At 61.6% G+C, this 24,204-nt stretch carries 25 protein-coding genes; 5 read left to right on the plus strand and 20 right to left on the minus strand.

The window, feature by feature from the left end; all coding sequences use genetic code 11:
- From EN738_RS01750 to EN738_RS01765, 4 genes are all read right to left on the minus strand, one after another.
- Positions 1–1,145: septal ring lytic transglycosylase RlpA family protein (locus EN738_RS01750; RefSeq protein ID WP_145966820.1), on the minus strand; the 1,145-nt coding region annotated here is incomplete at its 3' end.
- Between the two features lie 832 nt (positions 1,146–1,977).
- On the minus strand, positions 1,978–2,271 hold the full coding sequence (locus tag EN738_RS01755; protein WP_127282195.1) for a hypothetical protein: 294 nt from the start codon (positions 2,269–2,271) through the stop codon (positions 1,978–1,980).
- On the minus strand, positions 2,268–2,678 hold the full coding sequence (locus tag EN738_RS01760) for a hypothetical protein (RefSeq protein ID WP_127282196.1): 411 nt from the start codon (positions 2,676–2,678) through the stop codon (positions 2,268–2,270). The genes EN738_RS01755 and EN738_RS01760 overlap by 4 nt, the downstream gene beginning before the upstream one ends.
- Entirely contained in the window at positions 2,675–3,400 is a 726-nt protein-coding gene (locus EN738_RS01765) for a hypothetical protein (protein WP_127282197.1), read from the minus strand. The genes EN738_RS01760 and EN738_RS01765 overlap by 4 nt, the downstream gene beginning before the upstream one ends.
- A 358-nt stretch (positions 3,401–3,758) precedes the next feature.
- Here EN738_RS01765 and EN738_RS01775 point away from each other — a divergent pair, with 358 nt between their 5' ends.
- From EN738_RS01775 to EN738_RS01790, 5 genes are all read left to right on the plus strand, one after another.
- Positions 3,759–4,100, plus strand: coding sequence for a hypothetical protein (locus tag EN738_RS01775; protein ID WP_127282199.1), 342 nt, complete (start codon positions 3,759–3,761; stop codon positions 4,098–4,100).
- On the plus strand, positions 4,097–4,471 hold the full coding sequence (locus EN738_RS01780; RefSeq protein ID WP_127282200.1) for a hypothetical protein: 375 nt from the start codon (positions 4,097–4,099) through the stop codon (positions 4,469–4,471). Before EN738_RS01775 ends, EN738_RS01780 begins: the two co-directional genes overlap by 4 nt.
- 390 nt (positions 4,472–4,861) lie before the next feature.
- Positions 4,862–5,011 carry a hypothetical protein gene (locus tag EN738_RS35270; protein ID WP_189605701.1) on the plus strand — a complete coding sequence of 50 codons (150 nt, stop codon included), beginning with the start codon at positions 4,862–4,864 and terminating at the stop codon, positions 5,009–5,011.
- A gap of 49 nt (positions 5,012–5,060) precedes the next feature.
- Positions 5,061–5,306 carry a hypothetical protein gene (locus EN738_RS01785; protein ID WP_127282201.1) on the plus strand — a complete coding sequence of 82 codons (246 nt, stop codon included), beginning with the start codon at positions 5,061–5,063 and terminating at the stop codon, positions 5,304–5,306.
- Positions 5,307–5,350: 44 nt separating this feature from the next.
- Positions 5,351–5,638: a hypothetical protein gene (locus EN738_RS01790; protein ID WP_127282202.1), complete on the plus strand. Its 288-nt coding sequence runs from the start codon at positions 5,351–5,353 to the stop codon at positions 5,636–5,638.
- A gap of 16 nt (positions 5,639–5,654) precedes the next feature.
- On the opposite strand, the gene EN738_RS01795 is transcribed toward EN738_RS01790, so the two are convergent.
- From EN738_RS01795 to EN738_RS01865, 16 genes are all read right to left on the minus strand, one after another.
- Entirely contained in the window at positions 5,655–6,077 is a 423-nt protein-coding gene (locus EN738_RS01795) for a hypothetical protein (RefSeq protein WP_127282203.1), read from the minus strand.
- 134 nt (positions 6,078–6,211) lie between these two features.
- A complete protein-coding gene (locus tag EN738_RS01800; protein ID WP_127282204.1) occupies positions 6,212–6,430 on the minus strand; it encodes a hypothetical protein in 219 nt (72 codons plus the stop codon).
- Positions 6,431–6,538: 108 nt separating this feature from the next.
- Entirely contained in the window at positions 6,539–6,763 is a 225-nt protein-coding gene (locus EN738_RS01805; RefSeq protein ID WP_127282205.1) for a hypothetical protein, read from the minus strand.
- A complete protein-coding gene (locus tag EN738_RS01810; protein ID WP_127282206.1) occupies positions 6,760–7,602 on the minus strand; it encodes an N-acetylmuramidase family protein in 843 nt (280 codons plus the stop codon). The genes EN738_RS01805 and EN738_RS01810 overlap by 4 nt, the downstream gene beginning before the upstream one ends.
- A 35-nt stretch (positions 7,603–7,637) precedes the next feature.
- Positions 7,638–7,805, minus strand: a complete 168-nt coding sequence (locus EN738_RS35275; RefSeq protein ID WP_189605703.1) for a hypothetical protein — start codon at positions 7,803–7,805, stop codon at positions 7,638–7,640.
- Positions 7,806–7,817: 12 nt separating this feature from the next.
- Positions 7,818–9,839, minus strand: a complete 2,022-nt coding sequence (locus EN738_RS01815; RefSeq protein WP_127282207.1) for a hypothetical protein — start codon at positions 9,837–9,839, stop codon at positions 7,818–7,820.
- Positions 9,840–10,052: 213 nt separating this feature from the next.
- A complete protein-coding gene (locus tag EN738_RS01820; RefSeq protein WP_127282208.1) occupies positions 10,053–14,261 on the minus strand; it encodes a hypothetical protein in 4,209 nt (1,402 codons plus the stop codon).
- Positions 14,261–17,659, minus strand: coding sequence for a transglycosylase SLT domain-containing protein (locus EN738_RS01825; protein ID WP_127282209.1), 3,399 nt, complete (start codon positions 17,657–17,659; stop codon positions 14,261–14,263). The genes EN738_RS01820 and EN738_RS01825 overlap by 1 nt, the downstream gene beginning before the upstream one ends.
- Positions 17,659–18,156, minus strand: coding sequence for a hypothetical protein (locus tag EN738_RS01830; RefSeq protein WP_145966821.1), 498 nt, complete (start codon positions 18,154–18,156; stop codon positions 17,659–17,661). Before EN738_RS01830 ends, EN738_RS01825 begins: the two co-directional genes overlap by 1 nt.
- The gene (locus EN738_RS01835) at positions 18,138–18,497 is read right to left on the minus strand and encodes a hypothetical protein (RefSeq protein ID WP_127282211.1); all 360 of its coding nucleotides are present in this window, start codon (positions 18,495–18,497) and stop codon (positions 18,138–18,140) included. The genes EN738_RS01830 and EN738_RS01835 overlap by 19 nt, the downstream gene beginning before the upstream one ends.
- Positions 18,497–21,205 carry a hypothetical protein gene (locus EN738_RS01840; RefSeq protein ID WP_127282212.1) on the minus strand — a complete coding sequence of 903 codons (2,709 nt, stop codon included), beginning with the start codon at positions 21,203–21,205 and terminating at the stop codon, positions 18,497–18,499. Before EN738_RS01840 ends, EN738_RS01835 begins: the two co-directional genes overlap by 1 nt.
- Positions 21,205–21,831, minus strand: a complete 627-nt coding sequence (locus EN738_RS01845) for a hypothetical protein (protein WP_127282213.1) — start codon at positions 21,829–21,831, stop codon at positions 21,205–21,207. The genes EN738_RS01840 and EN738_RS01845 overlap by 1 nt, the downstream gene beginning before the upstream one ends.
- Positions 21,832–21,835: 4 nt before the next feature.
- On the minus strand, positions 21,836–22,267 hold the full coding sequence (locus tag EN738_RS01850) for a hypothetical protein (RefSeq protein ID WP_127282214.1): 432 nt from the start codon (positions 22,265–22,267) through the stop codon (positions 21,836–21,838).
- A gap of 16 nt (positions 22,268–22,283) precedes the next feature.
- Complete coding sequence (locus EN738_RS01855) at positions 22,284–22,877, minus strand: hypothetical protein (RefSeq protein WP_127282215.1); 594 nt, start codon at positions 22,875–22,877, stop codon at positions 22,284–22,286.
- A gap of 61 nt (positions 22,878–22,938) precedes the next feature.
- Positions 22,939–23,214 carry a hypothetical protein gene (locus tag EN738_RS01860; RefSeq protein WP_127282216.1) on the minus strand — a complete coding sequence of 92 codons (276 nt, stop codon included), beginning with the start codon at positions 23,212–23,214 and terminating at the stop codon, positions 22,939–22,941.
- A 14-nt stretch (positions 23,215–23,228) separates the two neighbouring features.
- Positions 23,229–24,071, minus strand: a complete 843-nt coding sequence (locus EN738_RS01865) for a phage capsid protein (RefSeq protein ID WP_127282217.1) — start codon at positions 24,069–24,071, stop codon at positions 23,229–23,231.
- Between the last annotated feature and the right edge of the window lie 133 nt (positions 24,072–24,204).

Consider the following 24,204-nt stretch of genomic DNA (forward strand, 5'->3'; position numbering starts at 1 on the left):
GGATAGACGTTGACCGCGTACCAATCATTGCCGTCGAGCTCGGTCCGCTGGATTTCGGTCCGGCCGAAGGGCTTGAGCGCCGAGGCCACACGCTTTGCCTCGGCGGCATCATCGAAGGAGCCGGCGGCGACATAGTCGGTAACATCCGGCGACGTCGAATTGGATCTCTTCCAGGACTGCAGGATGTCGGAGGGCGACATACCGGCGCCATCGAAAGCCGCGAAGACATCGGCGCGGCCGACGCGCTCATCGGCATAGGAAAGCGAGGCCATGGCGAAGGGCGAATTCGGCGGCAGGCTGATGTCCGGCCGCTCCGGCACGATCGGCCCGAAATCAGGCAGCGCCACGTCGCCGGGCGCTTGCGAAGACATGGTCGGCTCGGCCTGCGGCGCCTGGCCGGAATCCGTCAGCTGGCCGGGGAACGGCACGGCGGCGGCAGTCGCGCCCGCCGCCAGAACCGGCGTCGGCCCGTTCATCGCCACCATCACGCCGGTCGGCAGGCCGTCGGACGGATCCGGACGCCTGTTGCCGGGATGGTAGGAGGCCATCAGATACTGGTCGTCATTGCCATCGAGCGGCGCGCGGCCGACATATTCGACCTTCACCTTAGCGGTGCCGACCTTGTCATAGTCGAGCATCTGCGCGGCGCGCTGTGAGACGTCGATGATGCGGCCCTCATGGTATGGGCCACGGTCGTTGACGCGCACGATGACCGAACTGCCGGTTTCGAGGTTGGTGACGCGGGCGTAACTCGGCAGCGGCATCGTCGGATGCGCCGCCGTGAGTTGCGCCGTGTCGTAGACTTCGCCATTGGCCGTCAGCCGGCCGTGGAAGGCATCGCCATACCAGGATGCCAGGCCGACCTTGCGGTAGCGCTTGTCTTCCTTGGGATAATACCATTTGCCGCGCACCTGGTAGGGCTTGCCGAGTTGGTCGCGGCCGCCGCCGCGCCGCATGAAGGCAACGCGCGGGCTCGCCTTCACGCCATATTCGGTCTCAGCGAAATATTCCTTGGAACGCGGCCTCTTGTCGACCATCGCCTTCGGCTGCGGTGTCGATGTGCAGGCCGCAAGCAGCACCGCCGACAGCGCGCACAGTGCAAGAGCGGGAGCGCGACGAAGACGCGGGCGCGCCGAAGTCTGCATTTTATGATGTCCCCTACAGTCTCGCCACCAGCTGAACGTCAGTGGAGCCAAAGCACCCACTCGACACTTGCCAGCGACACCCGGATCCCCAATCCCCTTGTGCGCAGGAATTGTTTATCACGGTATTAACCGATTGTGGTCGGAAGGGGGCGAGATTGTGGCGGCGCACCGGTTGGCTGCTACACACCACAATACTCGTGTGACGCCGGAGGCCGAGAGCCGGCATCTAAACAAAAAAGGCGAAGGAGCGTGTTAGCCGGGGTCAATCCCCCGGCGCCGATCCGAGCGCGCCGATCAATCCGTCGACGTAACCACCTGCGCCGTCACGACCGACAGCTTCTCGCGCTTGATCAAAACCGGCTTTTCGTAGGTCTTTCTCATAGTTCCCTTAACCCCGCGGGCAAAATGGCCACGCCACAGATTGGCCAGCCCTGCGCCGCATTGTCAATCGGGGCCAGACCGATGGTTGGAAGCTGTTGCCGTTCGGCAATATGTAACCACTCGACCCTAGCGCGGTTGACAGGTCTTTACGCCCCGCACTAGAGCAGTGCGGTGCGAATGATGATCTCGTGCCTTGGCGCGCCAAGGGCGACGTCAGAGATCAACGAAAGCACCCAAGTGATTGAAAAATCACGATGGAGGGATGGCCGAGCGGTTTAAGGCACCGGTCTTGAAATTCGCTTGCAGCCGTCCCGCCCTGCCCTGTCCTATCCCCCTAAGTCCTTAGTTTTCAGGGTTCCCGGCCGTGCTCCTGGTTCAACCATCCCACTCTGTACCGGCCTGTGCTACCGAGTTCGGTAGCAAAATGGTAGCAAGCCGTTCTCGACCCGTTCTAGTCGTCGCCATCGCTGCCGACGATGGGCGGAAAGCGTTGCCGCTCCCATTCGTCCCGGCCCTGGCTGCATGGCTCTGGCCAGCCGAGGTAGCATTCCGAATCGCCACCATCTTCGAGGTCGCTGGCGTCTCCCTCGCGGTCATCGGTACCAACGACTTCGGTCCCGCCTGCAAGCCACGGCTCTAGATCGGGGTCGGGCTCTACGAAGTCGAGCAGCGTTATCAGCCGCTCGATTTCGTCTTCGATCGATCGGCGCACGGCCGGATCGGTCAGGCGAAGATGTGCGTTCATAACCGCACCGTTCTGCCGTCAGGGTTCATCGGCTCGTCGCGCCAGCCGTCGCTTTGCTTTTGCAGACCGATGATTTCGTGATGCCACTCGATCACCAAGGACGGGCAGCGCGGCTCCGTGCCAGTCTGGTATTCGACTACGGCAGGCGAGAACCATGCTCCTTCATCGAGCGTTCGACATCCAGGGGCAGAGAACTCGCGCCTATGCCCGGCGCCGCGAATGAGCCAGCCATGGTATCCGACCGTCAATTCGTCCATGGCTGCGGCGAATTGGTCGTAGTGGTAGCGGGCGCGCGCGAAGGCGCTGTCACGCTGAGTCGCTTCGGCGATGACCGGCACGGCAACAGCCGTTGAAGCCAGGGCGCCGGCCGCTGTGTTGCGGAGGAAAAGACGGCGGGTGATGCTCATGATGCACCGCCTTCCCCGGCTGTCACCGGCATCATCGAGGTGAGCAGGATCTGAAAATCCTCAGCCTGTATTTCGGCGAATCGAGAGCCGGTGTAGTGGGCCAGCACTTCGGCCTTGCGTGCCAGCTCGGCGAAGTTGGCGCAGCGGTAGGCGCACAGGTCGGTGAAGGCATCCAGATCGGCCTGCGATGCTTCCTCCCTCGCCTCTTCCGCCTGCCAGTAGCCGAAGGCCCTCCGGCGCCCGATTTCATCGCGCAGCACCTGCCGGAAAGTGCGAAGGTCTTTGATCAGCGCGGAATTCAGAGCGTCCGCCGCGCTGGCAGCAATCGCCGGGTTGATCTTCTCCAGGCCGACGAGCTTGCGGGTTTGATCTTCGTACCGCTTGATAATGTCGTTGCGCACATCATGGTGGAAGAAATCGCGGTCGAAGTCAGGGTGAAAGGACTGCGCACCGCCAATAGACAGGTCAACGAACAGTTCCTTCCGATGAGCCTTGAAGTAGGCCACCTCGACCTCGTAGCTGGCTTCCAGGGCTTCGTCGAACGCAGCGCAGGCCTTGTCCTTCGCGGCGATCAGCTTTTCCAGTTCGGGAGAGATTTCTGCTGCGGGAGCAGCCTTGACCGTGCTGGCTGCGGCCAGCATTGCAGCCGCAGCGGTGATAGCTGCGCGGCGGTTGATGGTGGGCATACCTTCGGCGGCAGCCCGAACAGAGGTGTTCGGCATGTGATTGGCTCCGGGTTAACTAGGTTTATTTACTAGTTCACCATGGATCACAATTATGTTGCCGTCAACAGCAAACTATGAAAAAATACTAGTCAGATGAGAAAGGGACACAGATGCTAACGACTGGAAACCAGCTTCGGGCGGCCCGAGCGCTAGCCGATATGGATCAGGGAACGCTTGCGAAACGGGCCGGCGTGAACATCAACACCATAAGCGCGATGGAGAAGCGCGGCGCTGATGGGTTGACCAGCGGCTTGGACAAGATCCGATCCGTGATGCAAGTCCTTGAAGCCGAGGGCATCGAGTTCCTAAACCACGGCAGTCCTGGCGTTCGGCTTCGGGGAAAGGGGTAAGCACCATGCGCAGAATCAGTCTGGCCGTGACCGTTGCCCTTCTGGCGAGCGGAGCGCATGCGATGAACTATGCCGTCAACGGCATTGGCGCCGCGTCATGCGGGACCTGGGTGAACGCAAGCCACAATATCCGCCAAATGGGCATGAGCTGGGTGCTGGGGTATCTGACCGCCATGAACGCTCACGAAGCCTCGCTTCAACACGCTTGCTGCACCAATCTGGTCAACACAACCGACGTTGATGGGGTCGAAGTCTGGGTAACGAATTATTGTCAGGCCAATCCGCTTCAAGATATCTCCGATGCCGCAATCAACCTCTACATCGAACTGAAGAACCGGCAGCAATGATCGACCCGACCCCGCGCCGGCCGATGTCGCCGAAGCGCCGGCACCACATCTTTTCCGAGAACTGCACGGCCCACAATGTCGCGCCGTGCTGCATATGTGGCGAGCCGGTCCACCGGCACAACGATCAGTGGATCATCGAGCATAAGCGCGCGCTCGGGCTTCTTGGGCCGGACGTCAATAGCAACTGCGGACCAGCGCATACCGCCTGTGCGCTGAAGAAGACCGCCGAGGAGGATCTACCCCGCATCGCGAAGGCGAAGCGCCAGGCCGAGGCCGGCGCCAAAAAAGAAAAGCCGGCTCGGGCTTTTCAGGCCCCGGCCGGCGTTTCCTTCGATTGGCGTCGCAGGCGCTACGTGGCGACAGCAAACTAGAAAGCAAAGGAAGCGAAATGTCAGACGGCCCACACCTCAAATTGAGTGATACAATTTCGGTCCCGATTATCGACCCCGATAACCTTGCCCCCGTCTTTGCCGACTTGGTGACAGAGATCCGAGTTCACAATGGGATGCTGTACCTCTCCCTCGCCGCCCTAACAATAGATGGGGATGACAGTACTCGAACCGCGCGCGTCTGTGCTCGACTAAGAATCGCGCCTCACACCGTGCAGTTTATTCAGCAGGTATTAGCCGCACCCAGCGAGGTTCAGATACCGCAGGGTCAGACCATCAATTAGCTTCTTATACGAGCGATAAGCGCTACCATCCCGCCGGCAACCGAAGAACATCCGGTGTCAAGCTTGCGATTTGAGCGCAGGGAAAGTAATGGCCGTCCCGATCTACATCGCTGCAATCGGCGCCGCCATGCTCGCCAGCGCGGTCTGGTTTGGGCGTCGTGGCGATGTCGTCCGATGCCTGGCCTGCCTGTTCATGGCCGGCTGTGCCATCGTGACGGTCTTGCTCCCGATCCTGTAGCGCTCTAGGAATTACATCCTAGATGGGCCGGCACTCGTTGGAGGTCGCAATGGTTCGACGCAACAAGCCGAAGGCACTCTCGCAGGCAGAGGTGGCGGCATTCATGGCAGCCGCTGAGGCGCTGCACAAGGTCATCGTGGCGCCTTTGATATCGCCGCAATGCGACCATTACCGGACACTGCGGGATCTCAATGAGGCGCTGCTAAAGTCGGTCAAGGAAGTCACCGGCCGGGATGCCGCCTTCGTCGCTTGGAACTCGACGGGTCCTGTTGTCGGGCAACGGCGGGAACATTAGCTTCTGCTTGACGAACCTATTTGCCGTGCCGGAGTTGTATCGGAATGGCGAAGGGCATCAATATTGGCGACGAGGTCGTCATCACCGCAACTGTGCGCCGACGGGTCACAGAGGACCGGGTTAGCGTCTCGATCCCATCATACGGATTCCCGCATTCAATCGTCGACCGAACGTCGAAGATAAAGAAGGGCCAGCCGATCGAACTGGTTGGCGACGTGGTCCATATCGACGGAGACCGCGTCACGGTGAGCCTAGGTGTGCCGGTCACTGTCGATAAGGACAAGGTTAGGCTGGCAATGCCCTACAAGCCGCCAGTCGACAGGCCGACATGAAGGGCTGCGCTTGGGATTAGGGACGCTGGGTCGGGCGGTTCTTTTCGTCAGCAATCGCCTGAACGGTGGCCGTGAGCGCCGCGACGGCATTGGACAGCCCTACGATGGAATCCTGCAAGCGATCGAGCCGGTTGAGCGTTGCGCTCTGGAATTTCTCGCTCGACGTGTCGGCTTGCGTCTGCTTGGTCTCGACGGTGATAAGCCGGTCGTTGACCTTTGTGGCTTGGTCGCTCGCCGACGCCGCAGTTTTCTCGACCGATGTCACCCTGTCGTTGATGACGTCGAACTTGCTTTCCAGGTATTGGCCGCCAAGCCAGGCGACAAACCCGATGAGCGGCAGCGAGAACGCCATGGACACCCGCGCAATGGCGAGGAGCAAGACGTTATCCGCTATCTTCTGCGCGCTTGCGTTCGGCATTTCACCATCCATCAGCCCCAATGCCCTTTTCCCTGCACTGCTATTTCTTACAGAAGGCGTCGCGCTTCGCGTTCAGCGCGCGGTTGCCTTCCACGGTTTCGGCGGTATCGCCTTTTGCCGAGTATGTGGCCGGCGTCCAGATCAGGCAGACCGGATCACTTTTGGTTGTCGCGGTTGTGAGGGTCTGACTGCACGCCACCAGAAGGGCGAGCGCCAGCAGCGTCAGCAATATCCTGAATATGCTTCTCATAGGAGTCGGCCTCCTTGGCCTTTTGCTGGTCGACGCCGGCCTTCTTGGCCTTGAACAGCAGGGTTCCGATGAACGTGAGAATAGCGACGATGGCGCCGCCGATGACGGCCAGGTCGATGCTCACAGGCAAAACCCCAAGATGAGGCCCGCAACGAAGCAGGCACCGCCGACGATCCAGTAAGGCTTGGTTTGCTCTATGGCCTGTGCGAGCAGGGACTTTAGATTCTCCATGTTACTTCTCCTCTGCCGGCGGAGGCGGCGCGACCATCCCGGCCGGGCCGTCGCGGAATGCGTTGATAAGCAGCTTGGCCAGCGCAAGCGTGCCGCTGATCTGAAGGGCGAGATGGTCGGTAATGCCAAACATCGTCCAGTCGAACCCGGCGAGCGCGCCCGACGTGATGACGAAGATCAGGGTGTTCAGGAAATTGTGCAGCGCGTTGGTGTTGAGCCATTTCATTGGCAGAGCACTCCGAAGATGTTGCAGGGAAGATGCGCGAGCCAGGCAGCGGCCGAGCCGAGCGCAAGGACGACAACGGCAATGATGCCGGGTGCCTTACTCGTCGGCGCTGGCACGGGCTGGGGATCGCGTTCGACCACGGCAGGCGCCGGAGGCGCGGCAGGTGCCGGAGCGGCCGGAATAGGCACGATGGGAACTGGCGAGGCTGGCTGCGGCGCAGGCGCGGTTGGCGACCAGGGTGTGTCCTTGATCTTCTGCCACTTGGCGAAGGCTGCTTCGAGCTTCGTGTCATAGCGGTTCTTGCGGTAACCTGGCCCGTTCCAGGTTTCGGCCACGACTGCCCAGCGGTGCGCGCGCAGATCGTCGTCGACCTTCCAGGCCTTCAGAAGCTTGACGGTCGCCTCAAGGTGCTCCGCTTCGTGATTGGCGAATTCCTCGACCATCTCTTGAGGCGACGCGTAGCCTATGTCGGCATGATAGCGACCAAGGATTTGTGTCAGGCCCCAGGACGCGCTCCTCAGCGCCGCCGTCTCGTCGATCGCCATTGCCTTGATGAGGCGCGGGTAGCTGTCCGACGGGTAAGGCTTCTCGCCCCACTTCGGGTAGGCCAACCCTTGGGCTACAGCCGCGTCACGCTTCGAGCCCTTGCCCAGCATGCCGTAGAAGACGTGCGGCTCGAAAAGCATCTTCGGCCGGTTCATGTGGTCGAAGCCGGAGCCAGAGGCCTCCACATCCATAAAGGCGTGAAGCTCGTCCTCGCCGACGCCAATCTCGGAGCCGATGCGCGGAATATCGATGTCGCCCAGGCGCAGAGCTGCGCCCGCGAAATTGCGGTTCATTGAAGCCTCTTTGATTTGTGGAGGTGGATAGACGGCTAGGTTCGGCCGCGCGGTTTCTTCCCAGCGGGCGCTGGCGCCTTGTCTTCGGCGGTGAGCTGTATCTGAATCGCGTTGATCACGGGCGCCGCGACTTTGTAGGGCAGGTCGGCCAGAGCAGAGCCGATGATGTTCATCTGTTCGTCAGTGAGTTCGATCTTATGCATCGTCGTCCCTTCTTAACCAGACAGGCCGTAGGCCCGCATGTCGGTGATGATGGCCATCACGACGCCCGCGAGCTGCGGCAGTGTGACGGTGCCGGTGGCGTACGTGGTGCGCTGAATGGTGCCGGTCGGAAGCGCGATGGCTCCCTGCGCAGCCGGCGCGATGTTGAAGAAGCCAATACCGGTCGTGTTGACTTCGAACTTGTTCGCTGACGCTCCGTCCTGGACCTTGACGCCGCCAGTGCCCTTGCCTCGAACGATGATAGACGGGTTACTGTCCGTGCCAGCCGCAGCAAGGATCGGATGGCCGGTGGTCACCGCACCTTTCAGGGAGACGTAGTTCACCGCGCTGGCGACATGTCCAATCTCGGCCTGCTTATAGAAGCTCGCGCCGCCGGTGTAGAACGAGTGGACACCAGCGCCCTTGGTGCCCCACGTCATGCCGATATCGGTATCTGAACCCTTGGCCCAGACTGTCGGGGTATTGCCGGTCGTATTTCCCGATGCCTCCACGTAGTTGACGGCACTGGCAACGCCCGCCACGCGGAACGAGCGGGCCGACGCGCTGTTGCCCACGGACACGCCTCCAGTGGCGGCAGCGGCCTGCAGCCAGACCTCATCTGCGCTCGACAGAAACATGACAGGAATGGGCGAGGCCGCCGCATTCATCCACGCGATCGAGGTATTGTTCGGAAGCAGCACTGCTTGGCCGAGCGTGAAAATAGCGTCCTTCAGGTCGATGCCGCGTGCCCATGTATGAAGGCCGCCAGGGCTGGCACTCAGGATCGCAGCAGGACCGACCGTCCCCTCCGAAGACGCGAAGAAATTGGAGGCATCGCGAGCGCCGTTGTGATAGCGCGCGACGCGGCCGATAATCGCGTGCAGAGCGGTGTCGAAATGGGTGCTAGAATCGCCATCGCGGATTAGGAATTCTACGCCGCTGATGGTCCCGTGGTTCGAACCGGTATTCGTGATGGTCCCGCAGATTCCGCCAAACTCATTGTATTGACCGGCGCCGTAAGCCCCAAGTTCGCCAATTACCGTGAACGCCTGTGCGGACCCGTCGCCGGTCTTCTTGTGCGCGGAGACCACGCCCTCCCATATTGACAGGGAAAGGTCAGACGCGGCGGTGACGACCCCGTCTCCGGTTGAATTGAAGGAAAACACGACGCCGGGGATGAGTTCATTTGTACCGCCGGCAGCGATATCGCGGTGCTGAACGACGAGGGAAGCCCGCGTGCCCTGATAGTTCAGCGGCGCCGTATCGCGGATGATGCCAATGTGGGTGTCCGACCGATAGATGAAGGGGTTGGTTGGCGCCGCCGCATATAGGGCCGCGATCCTTGCGTTCTCGTTGGCTCCTGCAAAACCGTTGACGTCATAGCCAGGTGCGAAGTCAGCCCATTCAGGAGCGGTAGCGCCAGCGTTCTGACGAAAGCCCTGAAGCGCCCGGCCCTTGGCAAGGCGTCCCCACGTGCCAGCACCATTGGCATAGATCATATCCCCCTGGACAGCCGTTCCAATGCCGGCCAATGCGGTCAGATCGGCATCGAGCGGCTGCCGAGAGGCTATGCCGGCGTCGGTATAGGCTTTCACGCTCTGCTGGGTCGGAACAGCGGTGGCGCTGTTCGATGCCATGTCATCTTCATCGACGACCGAAATGGGGCCGAACGTAATGGCGACGAAGTTGATGTCACTGGTCCCGATGGTGATCGGGTTGCTGGTGCTGATTTTCCAGACGGTGTTGCTGTTGGCCGTGCCGTCGGTGACGTCAACGCGGGTTCCCTTGGTGACATCACGGTTGCTGTCGAAATCGCGAGCACGCGCCCATAGGCCAGTCGACGTGATATAGATCCCGTTTTCCCGGTCATCGGCCTGGTCTTTCACGAGGACGCGGTCATTCGCGTCTGTGATGACGCCATCGATCGTCTGTAAACCACTCAGGGCGATTGCCGCCGTGGTCGCTAGGCGGCATGGCGCCTTGTATGCTACGGTTTCGCCATAGCCTGTGATCTGATCAACCGAAGTGGTCGCCATTATTTTGGACTCCGCAGTTAAGAAGAAGATTGTCCCGGCCAAGCCGAGCTTTTGGAGCGACCCGCGATGGAGCGGGATCGGTGTCGTGATCGGGTTGCTGATTTTTGGCGGTCTGGCTTATGCCGCCGTGTCGACCTTCATCCCCGCCAAGGGCGGGTCAGCGTCAGACAAATGCTGGAATTACGGCGGTCGGTCAGACGATACCTACAACTGCTAGTTCGCGACCGCCTGTTTGATCTGGGGCTTCAGGCCGGCATCACCGAGGCCAAACCCACCTTCAATGATCCACCGCCAGTAAGGCAGCGTTGCGAATGGCGTCATGCCAATCGCGCGGTTTATGTCCGCGTCCTTTAGGTCGATGTCGCCATGTGTTGCGCGAGCGACAATGCCGAGCAATTGAGCCGTGTCGGTACCGAGCTGGAACGACGGGCCGAGCAGAGCGCCGAAGGCGTCGCGGTTCGCATATCTTGAGGCAGGCGCCCGCTGCGTGCGGTCAGGGAACGCGGCGCTGGACAAGGCATAGATGCCCGACCCGCCGAGCTTTTCCCATGTGTTGTTGACTTCGAATGCGAGTTGGAAGACGCCGGAGCGGTCAATCCCTTCCGCGATCCACCGTCCGGGGTTGTCGTTCAACTCGCGGTTCGATTCCACCTGCTTCAGGTAGAAGGTCAGCATTCCCAGCGACGACATGCCGACGAGGCCGGTGATGAACGAGCCCGGCCCCTCTTGCAGGCCACGCATCAGCACCCGTTGGTTGGACGCCAGGGCAAAGCTTTTGAATTGTAGCAGCGCCCGGCCGGTAGGCGTATGAGCGAAGAGCGGCACATCAGCGACGGACTTGGTGACGATGATGCTGTCCACGTCTTTGTTGACCGCCGCAGCGAAGGCGCGGCGCGCGCCCTCGTCCGTCCAATTGGCTATGCCGGGAATATGGACGTTGCCGTCGACCTCGCCGAACTCTCCAAACTGCTTCGCAATCCGTTCGGCCATGTGAGCATCAATGCCGAGGAAGCCCATATATTTCAATTCGGCCGGTCCGAGTTTTTCATAATCGACCGCGGCGTTTTTTAGCAGGCGGTTTTGCACCAGCACCGAGGCGATCGACTTATGCATGTCGTTCCACCAGGGCAGCAGTGTCATCCGTGAAAACAGGTTCGCGGCATTGTCGATGAAGCGCTCGAAAGGCGAGTTGTGCGCGTAGGGATCGGCCAGTTCGGCCATGGTGGCGAGACGGCTTTGTAACGACCGTTCCGTCACGGCGCCGAGAAGCTTCGCATCCTCGACCGCCAGCTTGACCGCCTTTAGGTTTGTCACCAGCGGTGCGATCCCCTCGCCCATGTAGCGGGCCATGCCGTGCACCATTGGCGGCCGGGCAGCGTCAGACAGCGACGACACGACGACACCGCCCAGCGACCGCATGAAGTTGAAGACACCGGCCATGCGCAGCACCCGCGCATAGTTGGTGTGCTGGCTCTCGACCTTGTATTGACCGCGCAGCAGATCCCGTACGCTCCCGATGTCCTCGACATCGTTCTTCTCGCTCTTCGCAAGCGCCTTGAGAGCCCTTTCGCGTGCCTTGGGCGCGATGTCCGGGTCCGCGTTGATCGCTTCGCGGAGCGTCAGGTAGTCCGCCCGCACCCGGTCTAGCTGGCTTTGAAGCGTCGGCTTGCCCGCCCCGGCGAGGCGCTTGTCCATATTGGTCAGCTCGACGTCGGCGGCCATCACGCGGGCATAGCGCCGGCCGATCAGTTCAATATCGTGCTCGAGGAAGTCTTCGATCAGGTGGTCAGGGATGTTGAAGGTGCGCTCTTTCAGCGGTCCGCGCGCCGCCACTGTCATGTCATAGGAGGGCATGCCCTGGTTGGCACGGCCGGTGAGCTGCGAGAAGATATCGTCGACGATGCCTTTGACATAGTCGGCCCGGTCCTCCGGCGATACGAAGTCAGGAATCTCCTGCTTCACCTTGGGCATCATTGGTTCGAGCCTGTCAGCCTTGGTCTTGAGACCGTCGATGCTGGCGCGCACCCGGTCCAGTTCGATCGACTTGGCGGCAAGCTCAGCCAGGATGTCGTTATTGGCCTCGCCTTCGGCTTGAAGGCGCTTGAGAGCTTCGACTCGCTTCGAAAGGGTCCGCTCCTTCAGCTTCGACTTGAACAGGTCGCGGCGGGTCGTGCCGTAGTCGACCACCAGGCCAACACGCGGCGAGGAGTTGGCAAGGTCCCTCACCGCATCGAGTTCGGCTTCCATCCTGTCTAGCTCTTCGCCGAGGGTCTTTGCTTCCGCAGCGGTGATTTTGCTTTCATTGACGATGCCGTCGGTAGCACGGTCGAAGTCTTCAATCTCTTGCTCTAGCCGCGAGATCCGCGAATCCATGCCGTAGGTGTTCTTTTCCGCTCCAGTCACCCGGGCGATGAAGTCGCGGACATCCTTCACCGTCGCGTTGGGAGCCAGCCCGACGCGGTCCAGCCATTCGGCGGCAACTTTGTCCAGATTGTCGAGCGCCGCCGCTGCTGCCTCCTCCTCCGGCGTGCGCAGCGGATTGCCACCGAGTTCCGAGCGGATCGCTTCCATTACGGCCACAGGGTTGACGTAGCCATTTCCGTCTTGCGGCAGGTTGGCAAAGACGGCGTCTTCCGACTGGACGAAGTTGTCGACGTCGCCGATGCCGCCGCTCTTCACGAACAGGCCCGGGTGCGTCTTCGGTGTCACGTCGAGAGCGCGCAACTCACTGTCGAGCTTCGAACCCACACGCACCCCACCCTTCTGCTTGACCAGGGCCAGGACCGGCGACCGTTCGGCGAAGGATTGCTTTTTATTGGCGGACCGTTCGGCCGCCCTCGCCTGCTTTACCGTGTCGACCATGGCGGCGTTCTCGTCGGCGCCGCGCAGCATCTTCACCACATCGGCCGGCGCACGCTCTTTCAACACGTCCTGCCGCGTCTGCTCCAATTGGGCGAGATTGGCCTGCTTGCGCTGGCGAATACCTTGCCGATCGGCCAAGCGGCCTTCGATGGAATCGAGACGTTCAGAGACCTTGCCGAACGCTTCGCGCTGCTTCTCCGCATCGACAATCTTGTTGCCCACCCGGATCTCGTCGGCCTTGAATTCCAACTGCGTGAGCTGGTCGTCGATCCACGGCTTGACGATCCGCTTGAAGTCCTGCTCTCTGGCATTGAGGCGCTGCGAATTCCAGAGGCGGGTAAGATACGACGTTGCCGTCTTGACGTTCACATCGGCCGGCAGAAGCCCTGCCGCAATCGCCTCATCCTTCAGCGGATCGAACAGGGTCTTGCGCCAAGATTGAGCCGCCGCCGAGACAGCGTTGTTCTCACCCACATCACCGCGCCGCATCGCCTTGCTGACAGCGATGCGAAATTCTTCCGGCGTCATGTCGAAGCCCGGCTCCTTGCGGGCCTTGACGTAGGTAGCGCGCATGTCATCCAGCGCCTTGGTCAACGCGCCGCGATCCCAATACTTGACCGCGCTTTCGACAGCGAGATTGCCTTCTCCGCGCACGTTCCGTTCCAGGTAGAAGCCTGTTTCAGCCAGATCGGCCATGATCGATCGATGCACCGCCGATGGGCTATGGGCAGCGCGCAGCAGCGGGTTAAAGCCAGCCTGCAACTGCCCCACCGACTTGGCGCCGGTCGCGATGCCATAGTCCCCGAGTACCGGCTTCTCGACGGCTTGGGCGCCCATGCCCACGGCTTCAGCGTGTGCCGCGACCTCTTCAGGCGTGGGGATATGGTCCTGAAGAGCGCGCTCGACCGAGGCAAAAGCCGCCTTCCGTTCGGCTTGGGAAAACAGTGCACCGGCCGCAGAACCGAGCATGCCGCCCAGCACCAGGCCGCCGCCTACCGCCATCGCGCTTTCGGACAGGGGCCGCGTTTGCTGCGTGGCCTGCAAAGCTATCTCGGAAGCGCCGGCCGCAAGGCCACCAGCGACCGCCGTGCGCAGTCCGGTCTGCACCACCGCCCGCCCCATGCGCAGGCCAGCAACCGCCTCGCCGCCAGGAATGAGCGACGGAAGATCAAGGCCGCCGGCCAGCATCGAAGCGCCCGTTCCCCACCAGCCAGCGGATTCGACCGTGCGCCGGTCTTCATCTTCCATGTCGATCTGAGACTTCATCGCCTCGAATGCAGGGCGATTGAAAATGGGCATGAACCGATCGGCATGGGCTTCGTACTTCGTCCCCTTGATCGAATTCCATATCTCGTCGCCAGTGATGCCGTCACGCGCGGCAATGTCGATGCCGGCCAGCTTGTTCGAGGACATCGAGCCGATGGTGTTGTCCTGCCTGAAGGCAGCGCCGAGCAACGTCGCCGTGTCGGGCGACACTTCGGTTTCCTGCTCCGGCTTGTAGTCGACGGCGCCGAACGTGCCGAGGGCCGGCCGGTCTTCTGGATATTGCAGGATCGGCATCAGAACTTGCCTCCCGAACCTACACCGAACCCGGAGCGCTGGCTTCCGTCATAAGTCTTGGTGCCGGGCGGAGGTTCGGCCGGGGGCTGGTCCTGCTGCTCGCCTTGAGAGCGAAGCATATCCGACCGGACCCGGCCGGCGCCGATGGTCGCTTCCGAGCCAAGCGCCTTGATGAAATCCTGCGTATTCGTATCTTCATTGATCGCCTTGGCCTTTGCAACGGCAGCCCGGTCGATATCGTTGGCCGCGTCGTCGATGCTGTGCCGCGTCAGGAAGCGTTTCTTGGCGTCTTCCGAGCTTTTGGCAACGCCCGTGCTCAGCGACTGCGGATCGATGCCCCACGACCCGGAAAACACCTCATCGAACTTGGTCTGCCCACCTTCGGCGTAGGTATAGAACAGGCGATAGCGCGGAGGCCGCTTCATCTCGATATCGGCCCGCGTCGTGGCGCTGGGAAGGATGGCGATGTTGTCGACCTTGCGTCCGTCGTGAAGCCCGGCGACGTACTCTTGCGCCGTCTTCATGGCATCGGTGCGCAGATAGTCATACTTGCCGTCGATCGGCGGGTAATGCAGCTCTGGCGGCAGGCGCATCAGGTTCGGTGAACCGGATATGTTGCTGACATTCCAGCGGGTTTTCATTTCAGCCAAGGCTTGCGCTTTGGCCGCGCCTTCGTCGCCACCAGTCGCGTAGAACTTCTCTTCGGCGATTTCCTTGTATTCGGCCATGAGCGCGCTGCTCTGAAGCGATATGACGCCTGCCGCAGGCGCGGAGGAGAAGAGCCCCGGGTCAAACTCATTGGTGACATCGGCCACGGAAAGCGTCTTGGTGAACGCTTCGAGCTTCGGCTTCAGCACCTCACGGTTGACCTTCTGCGCCGGATCGTCTTGCGAAAGGATGCGCTGCGAAGCCTCCTCGCCCGACATGCCCCGGTCGTTCACGAAATGCCGGAAGGAAGCGAGCTTGTCGCGAATGTCGGCCGCGCCCTCGACGGCGCCGAACGACACTGGCGCGACGGTCTGCAAGGCATCGGCTTGCGACATGGCCGCAGCGAAGATAGCCGGGTCCTTCGACGCCGCGCCCTGCCTCACCTGTGCCTGTAGCGTGTCGGGAATGTAGCCGGTTGCCTTGACGAACCCTTGGGTAACAACCGGCTGCTGCTCTTGCGGCGTGACCTTCATCATCTGGTCGTAGGCCTTGTTGGCAGTCGACTTCTGATCGCCGTCGAAGCTGTTGACCGAGGCGGCCGGGCTTCCCGCCAGGATAGCCGACACCAGCGCGCCGACGCCGCCGTCTTCCTTCTGCTTGGAACGGAATGCCTTCAACTGCTTGGTGATGTCGCCATCGTCGAGCACCGGGTCACTGAGGATCTGATCCTCACTGACAATCTTGCCGGTTTCGATGTTGAGGCCCATGGCGTCGTCATAGGCCTTGTATTCGGCCTGCTGCCGGACGCGCGCGGCGGTCGCTTCGGTCTGTATATCCTTCAGCGCGGACTTCGCCACCGTGTCGCGCGTGACGTAGTCCATGTCGGCGAAACGAGGGTCGACCTTGTAGCCGGCGCCGCCACGCTGGCCGAGAGGGACCGACTTGCCGGCAAGGTGCGCAGCGATGACTTCCCGTGCCCAATTCGGCACGCTGTCCGAGTGATGCGATGCGCCCCAGGCGCGCCGCGACCCGATATCGAGATGCAGAGAATTGGCGTAGACGCCGATGCCGGTGAAGCCCATCGAAGACGCCGTCTGGATGAGCCGGACGCGCTCGTCGGTCGAAAGCTTGCTGACATCAAGGTCCAGCGCGTTGCCGTGCATGTGTTCGGACTTGCGAGCGCCGCCGGCGCGAGCATTGCGCTCCGGGTCGCGGTAGCCGGAGACGATCGGCACCGAGGCGCCAAACGCGTTCTGCACCTGCTTGAAGCGGTTCATCACGACGCTGTTGACGCCGGCAACGTCAGCGCTGCCCACACGGCCGGCCTGGTTGCCGATGATGACCGGCTGGTCTTTCCCGCCGTACTGCCTCGCCTGCGCATTGTGGAGGTCTTGAGCGTACGCGGTCGCGTCGTCGGCGTTGTCGAACTTGCCGAGGAACTGGCCTTTCTCGCCCCAATATTTGATGGCCTCTTCATTCGACATGACCTTGCCCTCGTCGGACACGGTCGGGATCAGCACCTCTTGGCCGGCGTCGTTTTCATAGGACATTGACCGGACAGTCGAGATTGAGCCGTCGGCGTTCTTGACCACGGGACGGGAATTCAGGTCGATGTTGCCAGGCACGACCAGGCCGCGCGGAGTGGATTGCGCTGCGCCGTCGGCGCCGGGCTTCGTGCGCGCCAGCACCTTCTTGTAGTAATCGGCCGATTCCTGTGGGATGACAGCATCGTTGCGACCACTGGCAAGCCACTTGTCAGCCCGATCTGCCCCGCCGTTATAGGCTATGAGCGCGGCTTCCGTGTCGCCGTCGTACCGAGCCAGCATCTTGTTGAAATAGTAGGTGCCATATTTCTCGGAGACAGCAGGGTCCTTGAGGTATTCTTCCTGTGCCTCTGGCGTCTTCGGGAAGTTAGGGTCTTGCAGATCGGCGGCAATCTCGACAGCAGTGTCCGGCATCACCTGCATTTCGCCGATAGCGCCCTTGTTGGACACCGCCGAAGGGTCTCGGTTACTTTCGACACCCTTCATGGCGTTGATGATGTCATCCTGCCCAGGAGCCTCGCCGAGAGCCCGCAGCCGATCGGCCGGCTTCATGCCGTTCAGCGCGGCCATCTGTGCCTTGGCCTTCCAGCCACGGCGCAGCGCGTCCTTCTCGATCGGATTGACGTCGTCGTCAGGGATCGAGTCGATGTAGTTGTTGCCCTCGAAGACAGCGTCATCGAACTTCGACGGGTCGCTGTAGAGGCGGCTTTCAATAGCCGTCAGGCCTTCGTCGACGTTGGTCTTGTAGTAGGCCTTGCGCTGCTTGCGCTCGAAGTCAGCCGCGCCGCCCTCGCCGTTGACGAGGTTTTCTTCTGTATTGAAAAGCTTCTGGTCATAGACCGGCTTCAGCGCGGCCGGCACCGTCGACATGAAGGCCTTGGCCGCGTCCTTGTATGAGCCTTGGAACTGCTCCTTGAAACCGAACGCGCCCGGCTCTGCCTTGTCGCCGGCAGCCGTAAGCTCTTGCGCCTGCTGCGACTTGAATTGCAGGTAGCGGCTTTCGGTCGAAAAGAGTTCCGCCTTGTCGACGTTCTCCTTGGCCTGCGTCTCGCGAATCTTCAGGTTGCTCGCCATCGACTGCATGCCGGCGCCGAGCTGCGCCACGCCGCGACCGATGGCCGAGGTGTCATAGGTCGCGATTGGCCGCCCCGACCGCCCGCTGACAGGCGCGCTAAGGTCTTCGGCACCAGGAAGCTTCAGAGCCATCAGTAATAGATCCCCGAGCTAGGCGCGGCATAAGTCGGCTGCTTCCAGTCCTTCGCGAAGGAACCGATGCCATCCATCAGCGTACCGGCCGCGCCGAAATAGGAGGCGGTTTGCGCGGCCTTGCCTTCAAGGCGAGCCGACACCGCTTGAGCGCGCCTGCCCTTCGCACGCTCCTCGCCGCCGTACTGGATCATTCCTTCATTGAGAGTGCCTTGGGTGATGACGTCGCCGGCCAGGTCCTGCACCGTCTCATCGAGCGCGCCGAGGCCAGAGGCGCCCGCTACGGCCTGCTGGCGTGACAGAACGAAATCCTTCTCCTTCTTCGCCCGCTCGGCCTCGCGTTGCGCCGCAGCCCTCTCTTCCTTGGCCTGCTGTTCAAGCTGCGCCGCCTGATACTCGGAAGCGCTCTTCTGCGCCACGCCGGCCGCGAGCGTACCTGCAGCAGACGCCGCCGTGCCGACTAGGCCGAGGATAGTACTTAGTCCGAAATCTGCCATGTCCACACGTCCCCGTCCTCAGGCTTGAAACCAAGCCGGGTGAGCCATTTTGGCGAGGTCTTTTCGTCACGGTCGCAGAGCGCAACGATGCGCTTATGACGAGCCTTGGCCTCTTCCATGATTGCGAGAGCCGTCCGATGGATTGAGTGCCGGAAAGGCCGCGCTTCATCCTTCAGCGAGCAGAAGGCGACGACGTTGCCGCCCGAGTACATGAGGCCGGCGACCGCCACGAGTTGCCCATCCACCAAGCCGGCGATCCCGCGCACCGTCGGCCCGTTGCCCTTGTCGCCGTACCACTCGACCAGATGCTCCCGCGTCAGCGGAACGACTTGGTGAGCCATCAGATTTTGTCGTTCGTCTCGACTGCCACCACGGCGGCATTGAGCACGCAGGGCTTCGGTGCAGTTGCGCGGATGCAGAGCCGGCTGTCCGGCTTCCACTCGCCAGGAAAGGACGTCGCCGGCTCTTCGTATTCGGTGAAGATTTCATCAGTGCCGACAGGCCGCCCCTGATAGAGGCGCGGCAGCTTGTCCATGTTGGTGAAGTCGCGGCCGACCTCGACCCCGTCGTTGTGGACACGGCCCATGATCAGGCCGACGTAGTTGACCCTCTTGATTTGACTCAGAGCCGTGCCAGCAGAGGCTGCATAGGCCAGCTTGGTCGACTTGTAGAGCGCGGTGTAAGGCAGGCCCACCATGATATCCGTAGCCGTCACGGCGGCGCTGAGAGTGATGGCGCCGGCCGCTACCGTGTAGGTGCCGAGATACTTCCCGCCGCCCCAGGCTACGACGCTAAGGCCGTTCAGATGCGAAAGGCCGGTGACGCTCGTCCCGGTGACCGACGACACCACAACGAAGGCGTCGGCCTGCTTGTTGGTACTGCCACCGATACACTCTGATTCCATCGCCATCTTTTCCAGATAGCGAACCGTCGCCGCGCTGACCGTGCGCTTGACGCGATAATAGACCTTGTCCTCGTCCTCGCCCGGCAGCACCGATACCCCTTCGATGAAACCCGAGCCGCCCACTGTGAGCCTCGACCAGCAAGTCACGTCTTCGGAAGGCTCGTAGGTGAGCAGCACGACCGTCCCGTCATCGAGCCAGACATGCGCCCGCGTGTCCGGCTGGCGCTGGATTGCAATGCCCTTCACGTTGGCCGAGCCAGTGAGATCCGGGCAAAGGAGCGTCAAATCGCGAGGAGAATACTCGTAGGTGTTCGGGTCGAAGATGAGCTCGAAAAGCCGCTTGCCGGACCGCTGGACGAAGATGCCGCGACCATCGATTTTCACGGCAGACACACCTTGCCGGGAGCCTTGCGTCGACGGCGCGCCGGCCTGTGCATTCTGTGGCGTCAGCGGCTCGTCGAACGAACTGGACTTGATCGAGAACTCTGCGCCAGGCGTGCCGATGATCGGCCGGCTGAGCGACAGCATGAAGTTGATGGCATCGACCGGGCCAGACCCCAGGGTTCGGTTGATGGGTGCCGCGTCGCCTTCGAAGTCAGGGTCGAAATTCTCATAGTCATCCGACACCGAGAAGATGAAGCGCGACTTGCCCGCCCAGCCCAGGCGCCCCTTGTCGAAGGCGACAGCACCAGGCCAGCCTTGGCGATCCGACCAGATGCCTTCCTGCCAGTTGTCGGTGTACTGCGTGGTGTTAAAGCGGTCGAGCACCTCGATATCGACCTGCGTAGACGACGTGTATCCAATGACGCGACACACGCCATAGCCGCTGCCGCCGTCGTAGCTGACCGTTACGGTTGCCGTACCTGATGTGTATTCACCCGGCTTGAAGCCAAGCTTATAATAGATGATGGCGTTGGCGTCCGTATCGGAATTGCCGGCTGTTACGTTCCCGGTGATATCGGTAGCAGATGTCCCGCTATCCCTACGGAAATCCGTATACCCCTGGTCGGCTCCATCCCATGAACGCCGCCACCTGAGCGTGCCAGACCACGTGCCCGAGACTGTGTAGTTCCAATTGCGGTCATTGCCGACGCCAGTCACACGAATCGGAACTGTATAGGCTCCTTCGGCACCGAGCAGATAGGTTTGGGCAACGCTTTCATTGAACAGCCGGAACAGCGCACCGACGTGCTGTTGCTTGAAGAAGGGCAAATCAGAAGTCAGCGTTGTGTTGCCAGCCGTCGAGCCGACCTTCAGTTTTACCTTTGCAGTCCGCCCGCTATAGAACGGGCCATTGATCGGGGCGTAGAGCACGATCGACCAGCTATCACCCGAGCCGCGGCGTTCGATGCGCCTCTGCTGGAAACCATCACAGGCCAGGAAGACGACGTCCGCCGACTGGTCCCACCGCACATACGGCAAATCCGCAGCGGTGTAGGGGATGTCCAATTCCATCGTGCCGGCCGCAGCAATGGCGCAGGAGGCCACTATCTTGTCGATATCCAGATCACTCTGGAATTGGACGTAGAAGTCGCCGGTCGGGGTGAAGGCCAGGCTATGCGATCCGGTGCGCAACGTGGTTTCGGAGATGTATTCATCGCCGCCGGAGGTAGAGCCGCAGCGGAACACCACAGGCCCACGTGTCACAGCGATGCTCAGAGCATGCTCGACGCCGATGTTGCCGCCGGAGACCGTGACTTGACGCCGGCAGAGGGCCAGACCGCCTACGTTCGTCGCATCGAGCACCAGGCCGGAGCCGCCGAACGTCAGCGCGCCGCCGTTCGTCGACCCATCGGTCCAGCCCGTCGAAGTGGCAAAGTTGCTGTTGGAAATGGTCGTGGTGACGGCCGGGCGGGAGATCAGTACATCGTTGATGCGAACCCGCATCTTGCCGTCGGCGAACTCGATCAGCGCCGTGTCGGTGGTCGACGCCACAAACGGGATGTCGATTCCGAAAGCGTTGTTGCGGCTTGTGCCAAGATAGCCAAAGCCCGGCCGCAGGAACATGGCGCCGGCCGTCTTCGGCAGCCAGTTTTCCATCACCTCCGCCGACAAGCGGATGCGATCCACATCAATGCGGGTGAGCGCAGAGGTGGATACCAGCCCCCGATTGAAGGCCAGCAGAGGCGCATTGGTTTTCGCCATCAGCGAAGCCCGTCAGGCCGGCGACGGGACGACGTACCACGGCTTTGCACAAGCCGACCAGCAGGCGGGTAGCGCATCACCGCCTCGTTCATGGCATCGGTGTTCGAGGCCTTGTACTTGGCTTTGTCTCGCGCCTTTTCCAGCTTGTCCTTGCGGTCGGACGAGCCTGTCACCTCTTCGCAGATTTGGAAGGCAAGGCTGGTCTCGACGAAGTCGACGAAGCTTTGCGGCCAGTTGCCGAGATCCAGGCCGTAGTCTTGGTCATTCGAGACGTAGCGCAGGTAGATGGTGGAGATGTCGGCCAGGATGAAAGTAGCGCGGTCGTCATAGTCCAGCAGCGGGCATCGGCCGTAGGCGTCGCTGGTCACGCCAGCGGTCCGCAGCCAGTCGTCCGGCTTGTCGAAAACGTACTGGTAGCCGTAGTTGGTGCCGGCCGACGGCGTGGCTTCCATCTGCACGAAGCGCATAGCGAAGTTCCAGAAAGCCCCTTCAAGACTTGCCTTCACCGTCTTCGCGTACTCGGCATCGAGCGCGCGCCGAGCCTTGCCCTCGTCGGACAAGTCGGAGAGGCGCGGCTGACCCAGCTTGATCAGCGCGCCGTTGTAGAGGGAAAGCTGATCCGTCATCGGGTCAGGCCGCCGCCTTCAGGTTTTCCGCCATCCAGGCACCGCCGTCTTCCTTGCTGGTAAGGCCAGCCTTGAGGACGAGCTTGTCCTTGATGCGAACCACCTGCCATTGAGCATTCGGGCCGCCCCACCGGACTTCATGGTCTGCCTGCTTCGCGACTTCGGCCGCGTTGCCAAGCTTCACCGGGCCGACTACGTAGGCCACGCGCGCGCCGCCATAGCCGGCCTTGCCGACCTCGATGACCGTGACTGTGCCGAACCACGAACGATCGAACGCCATAACCTCGACCATGTCGTCCAGGCGCATCTGCTTGGCGACGTGGACCCACCACTCAGGCGACAGAAGGTCGTCCGGCTTGTCCCCCGCCGCCAGTTGGACGCGGTAGATGTTGCGCTTGCTTTCGGCCTGCATGAGGCCGTTGACGTTGAGAGGCATCTTCATTCCTTTCGGGTCAGGCGTACATGATCGTCAGAGCAAGAACATCGCCCACGGCTATGGCGGTCGTGTCGGCGTCCGTGGCAAGGGCAGTGATCGCCCACGCAATGCCGGTGCTGAAGTAGAACCCTTCACCGAAATCGAAGTTGAAGGGTTGAGAAGCTATCAGGGGGAGCACGATCACCGGAGTGTCGGTGCCGACCGTAGGAGCCGACGCCTTGTTGTAAAGCTTGAGAAAGCAGTTCGCAGCGGTGGCTTTCAGCCCTGTGATCTTCTTCAAATCGCCCGCCGACGCTTTTGCGGAGGTGGCATTCGTCGTGGCGGCCGATGACATAAGGCGAGAGACGGCGTTGGCCTTGCGCCAGCGATCCCACGATGTGCCGTTGAACTGATAGCCGTAACCAATCGTGGTGAGTTTGTTCAACGTGCCAGTGACAGCAATCGCATCGGCGTTATTCACGCCGGCGATGAGGGCAACGTTACTGGCGTACAAGGTGGTCGCGACTTGGTGAGTGGCGTCGATCGGGTTGCCAAGAGCGTCAACAAGGAGGACGGGCTTGACTTTGGTCGCGCCAGGATCGCCGACGACAACGGGAAGAATTTCGGCCATCGCCGTATCCTTTCGATGAAAGAGGAAAGGGCAGGAGCCGAAGCCCCTGCCCGTCGACGCCTTAGTCGGTGTCGGTGGTGCCGACCGCCAGGCCGTCAGTCAGGTCGACGCCGGAGGACGTGGCCGAGTTGACGGTGTGGATGGTCGTGGCGTTCGAGCTGTCAGTGTCGGTGACAAAGACAATGTCGTTCGCACGCATGCCGAGCTGCCAGCCGTTCGTGAAGTAGCCCGAGACGCGGACCAGCGTGGCCGCGTCGACGGATTCGTACTTCCAGATACGGAAGCCAGCGATGCCCTGAGTGATCAGGACCGGAGGGTTCGAGGTGCTATAGGCCATGGTGTCAGCCCTCCTTAGACGCCGACGATGGCAGAGCCATCATGGTTCATGACGACAACGCCGCTGTTCTGCAGCAGCTTCGAGCCCATGAAGGCGGAGGCGCGAGCCCAGGAGTAACCCTGCTCTTCGTCATAGCCGACAAGGGATTCGAGGTTTTCCGTATCGGCAGCGTGGCCGATGGCGGAGCGGTGGTAGAGAAAGCACTTTTCAGCATTCGTACCGACGCCCGGGAGGTCCGGGTGCATCAGCCAGTTGACGCCTGCCCAGCGCAGAACTCGCTTGAGCGGGCCACCCGAGAGCGGCTTCATGTCGACGTAGTCGTGTGACGTGAAGGTCGCGTCGCGCAGCATGTACGCATAGAACGCGGGAGTGATGAGCCCCCACATATTGTCGATTTCCTGAATCGGAACCTTGGCCAGGCCGAGGATGCCGATGGACTTCGTGACCAGAGCCAGCGAAGCGGTTGCAGCGGCGCCGGTATCGACCGTGCCGTTTGCAAGCTCAGTGATGATGTCCGCGTCAACCTTGCGGTTCATCACCTTGAGCGAGGTGTCCTGCATGATCTTCTTCTGATCGCCCTGCGACGCGAAGATGTTGAAGTCCGTCTTGCGGACCAGATCGTGCCATTCCACCAGCGTTGCGGTGTTCTGTGTCAGGTTGTCGCCGCGTGCGGTGATGAGACCGTTGACGCCGCGAGTGCGAGCTTCCGCGCTGCCACTGTCGGCCACGAGGAAGATGGCTTCGTTGCCCTTGCGCACGAACTCAGTCGTGACCGACATGCGCAGCGGGCTATCACCGGATTCGAAACCGGCGATGTATTCCTGTCGGTACTGTTTCTGGAATGCCGTATCGGCCATGGTCCAGATTCCTTCTGTTGAGGGATCGGGAGCCGTAGGCAGGTTGTCCGCAGGCCAGTGTCGCGGGTTGCCCGGGGTTAACCGGAGCCGCTAACCGCCCTTCGGCGCTGACGACGTGCTTGTTTGGGTAGAG

It is taken from the genome of Mesorhizobium sp. M4B.F.Ca.ET.017.02.2.1 (genome assembly GCF_003998955.1).
Classification (GTDB): Bacteria; Pseudomonadota; Alphaproteobacteria; order Rhizobiales; family Rhizobiaceae; genus Mesorhizobium; species Mesorhizobium abyssinicae.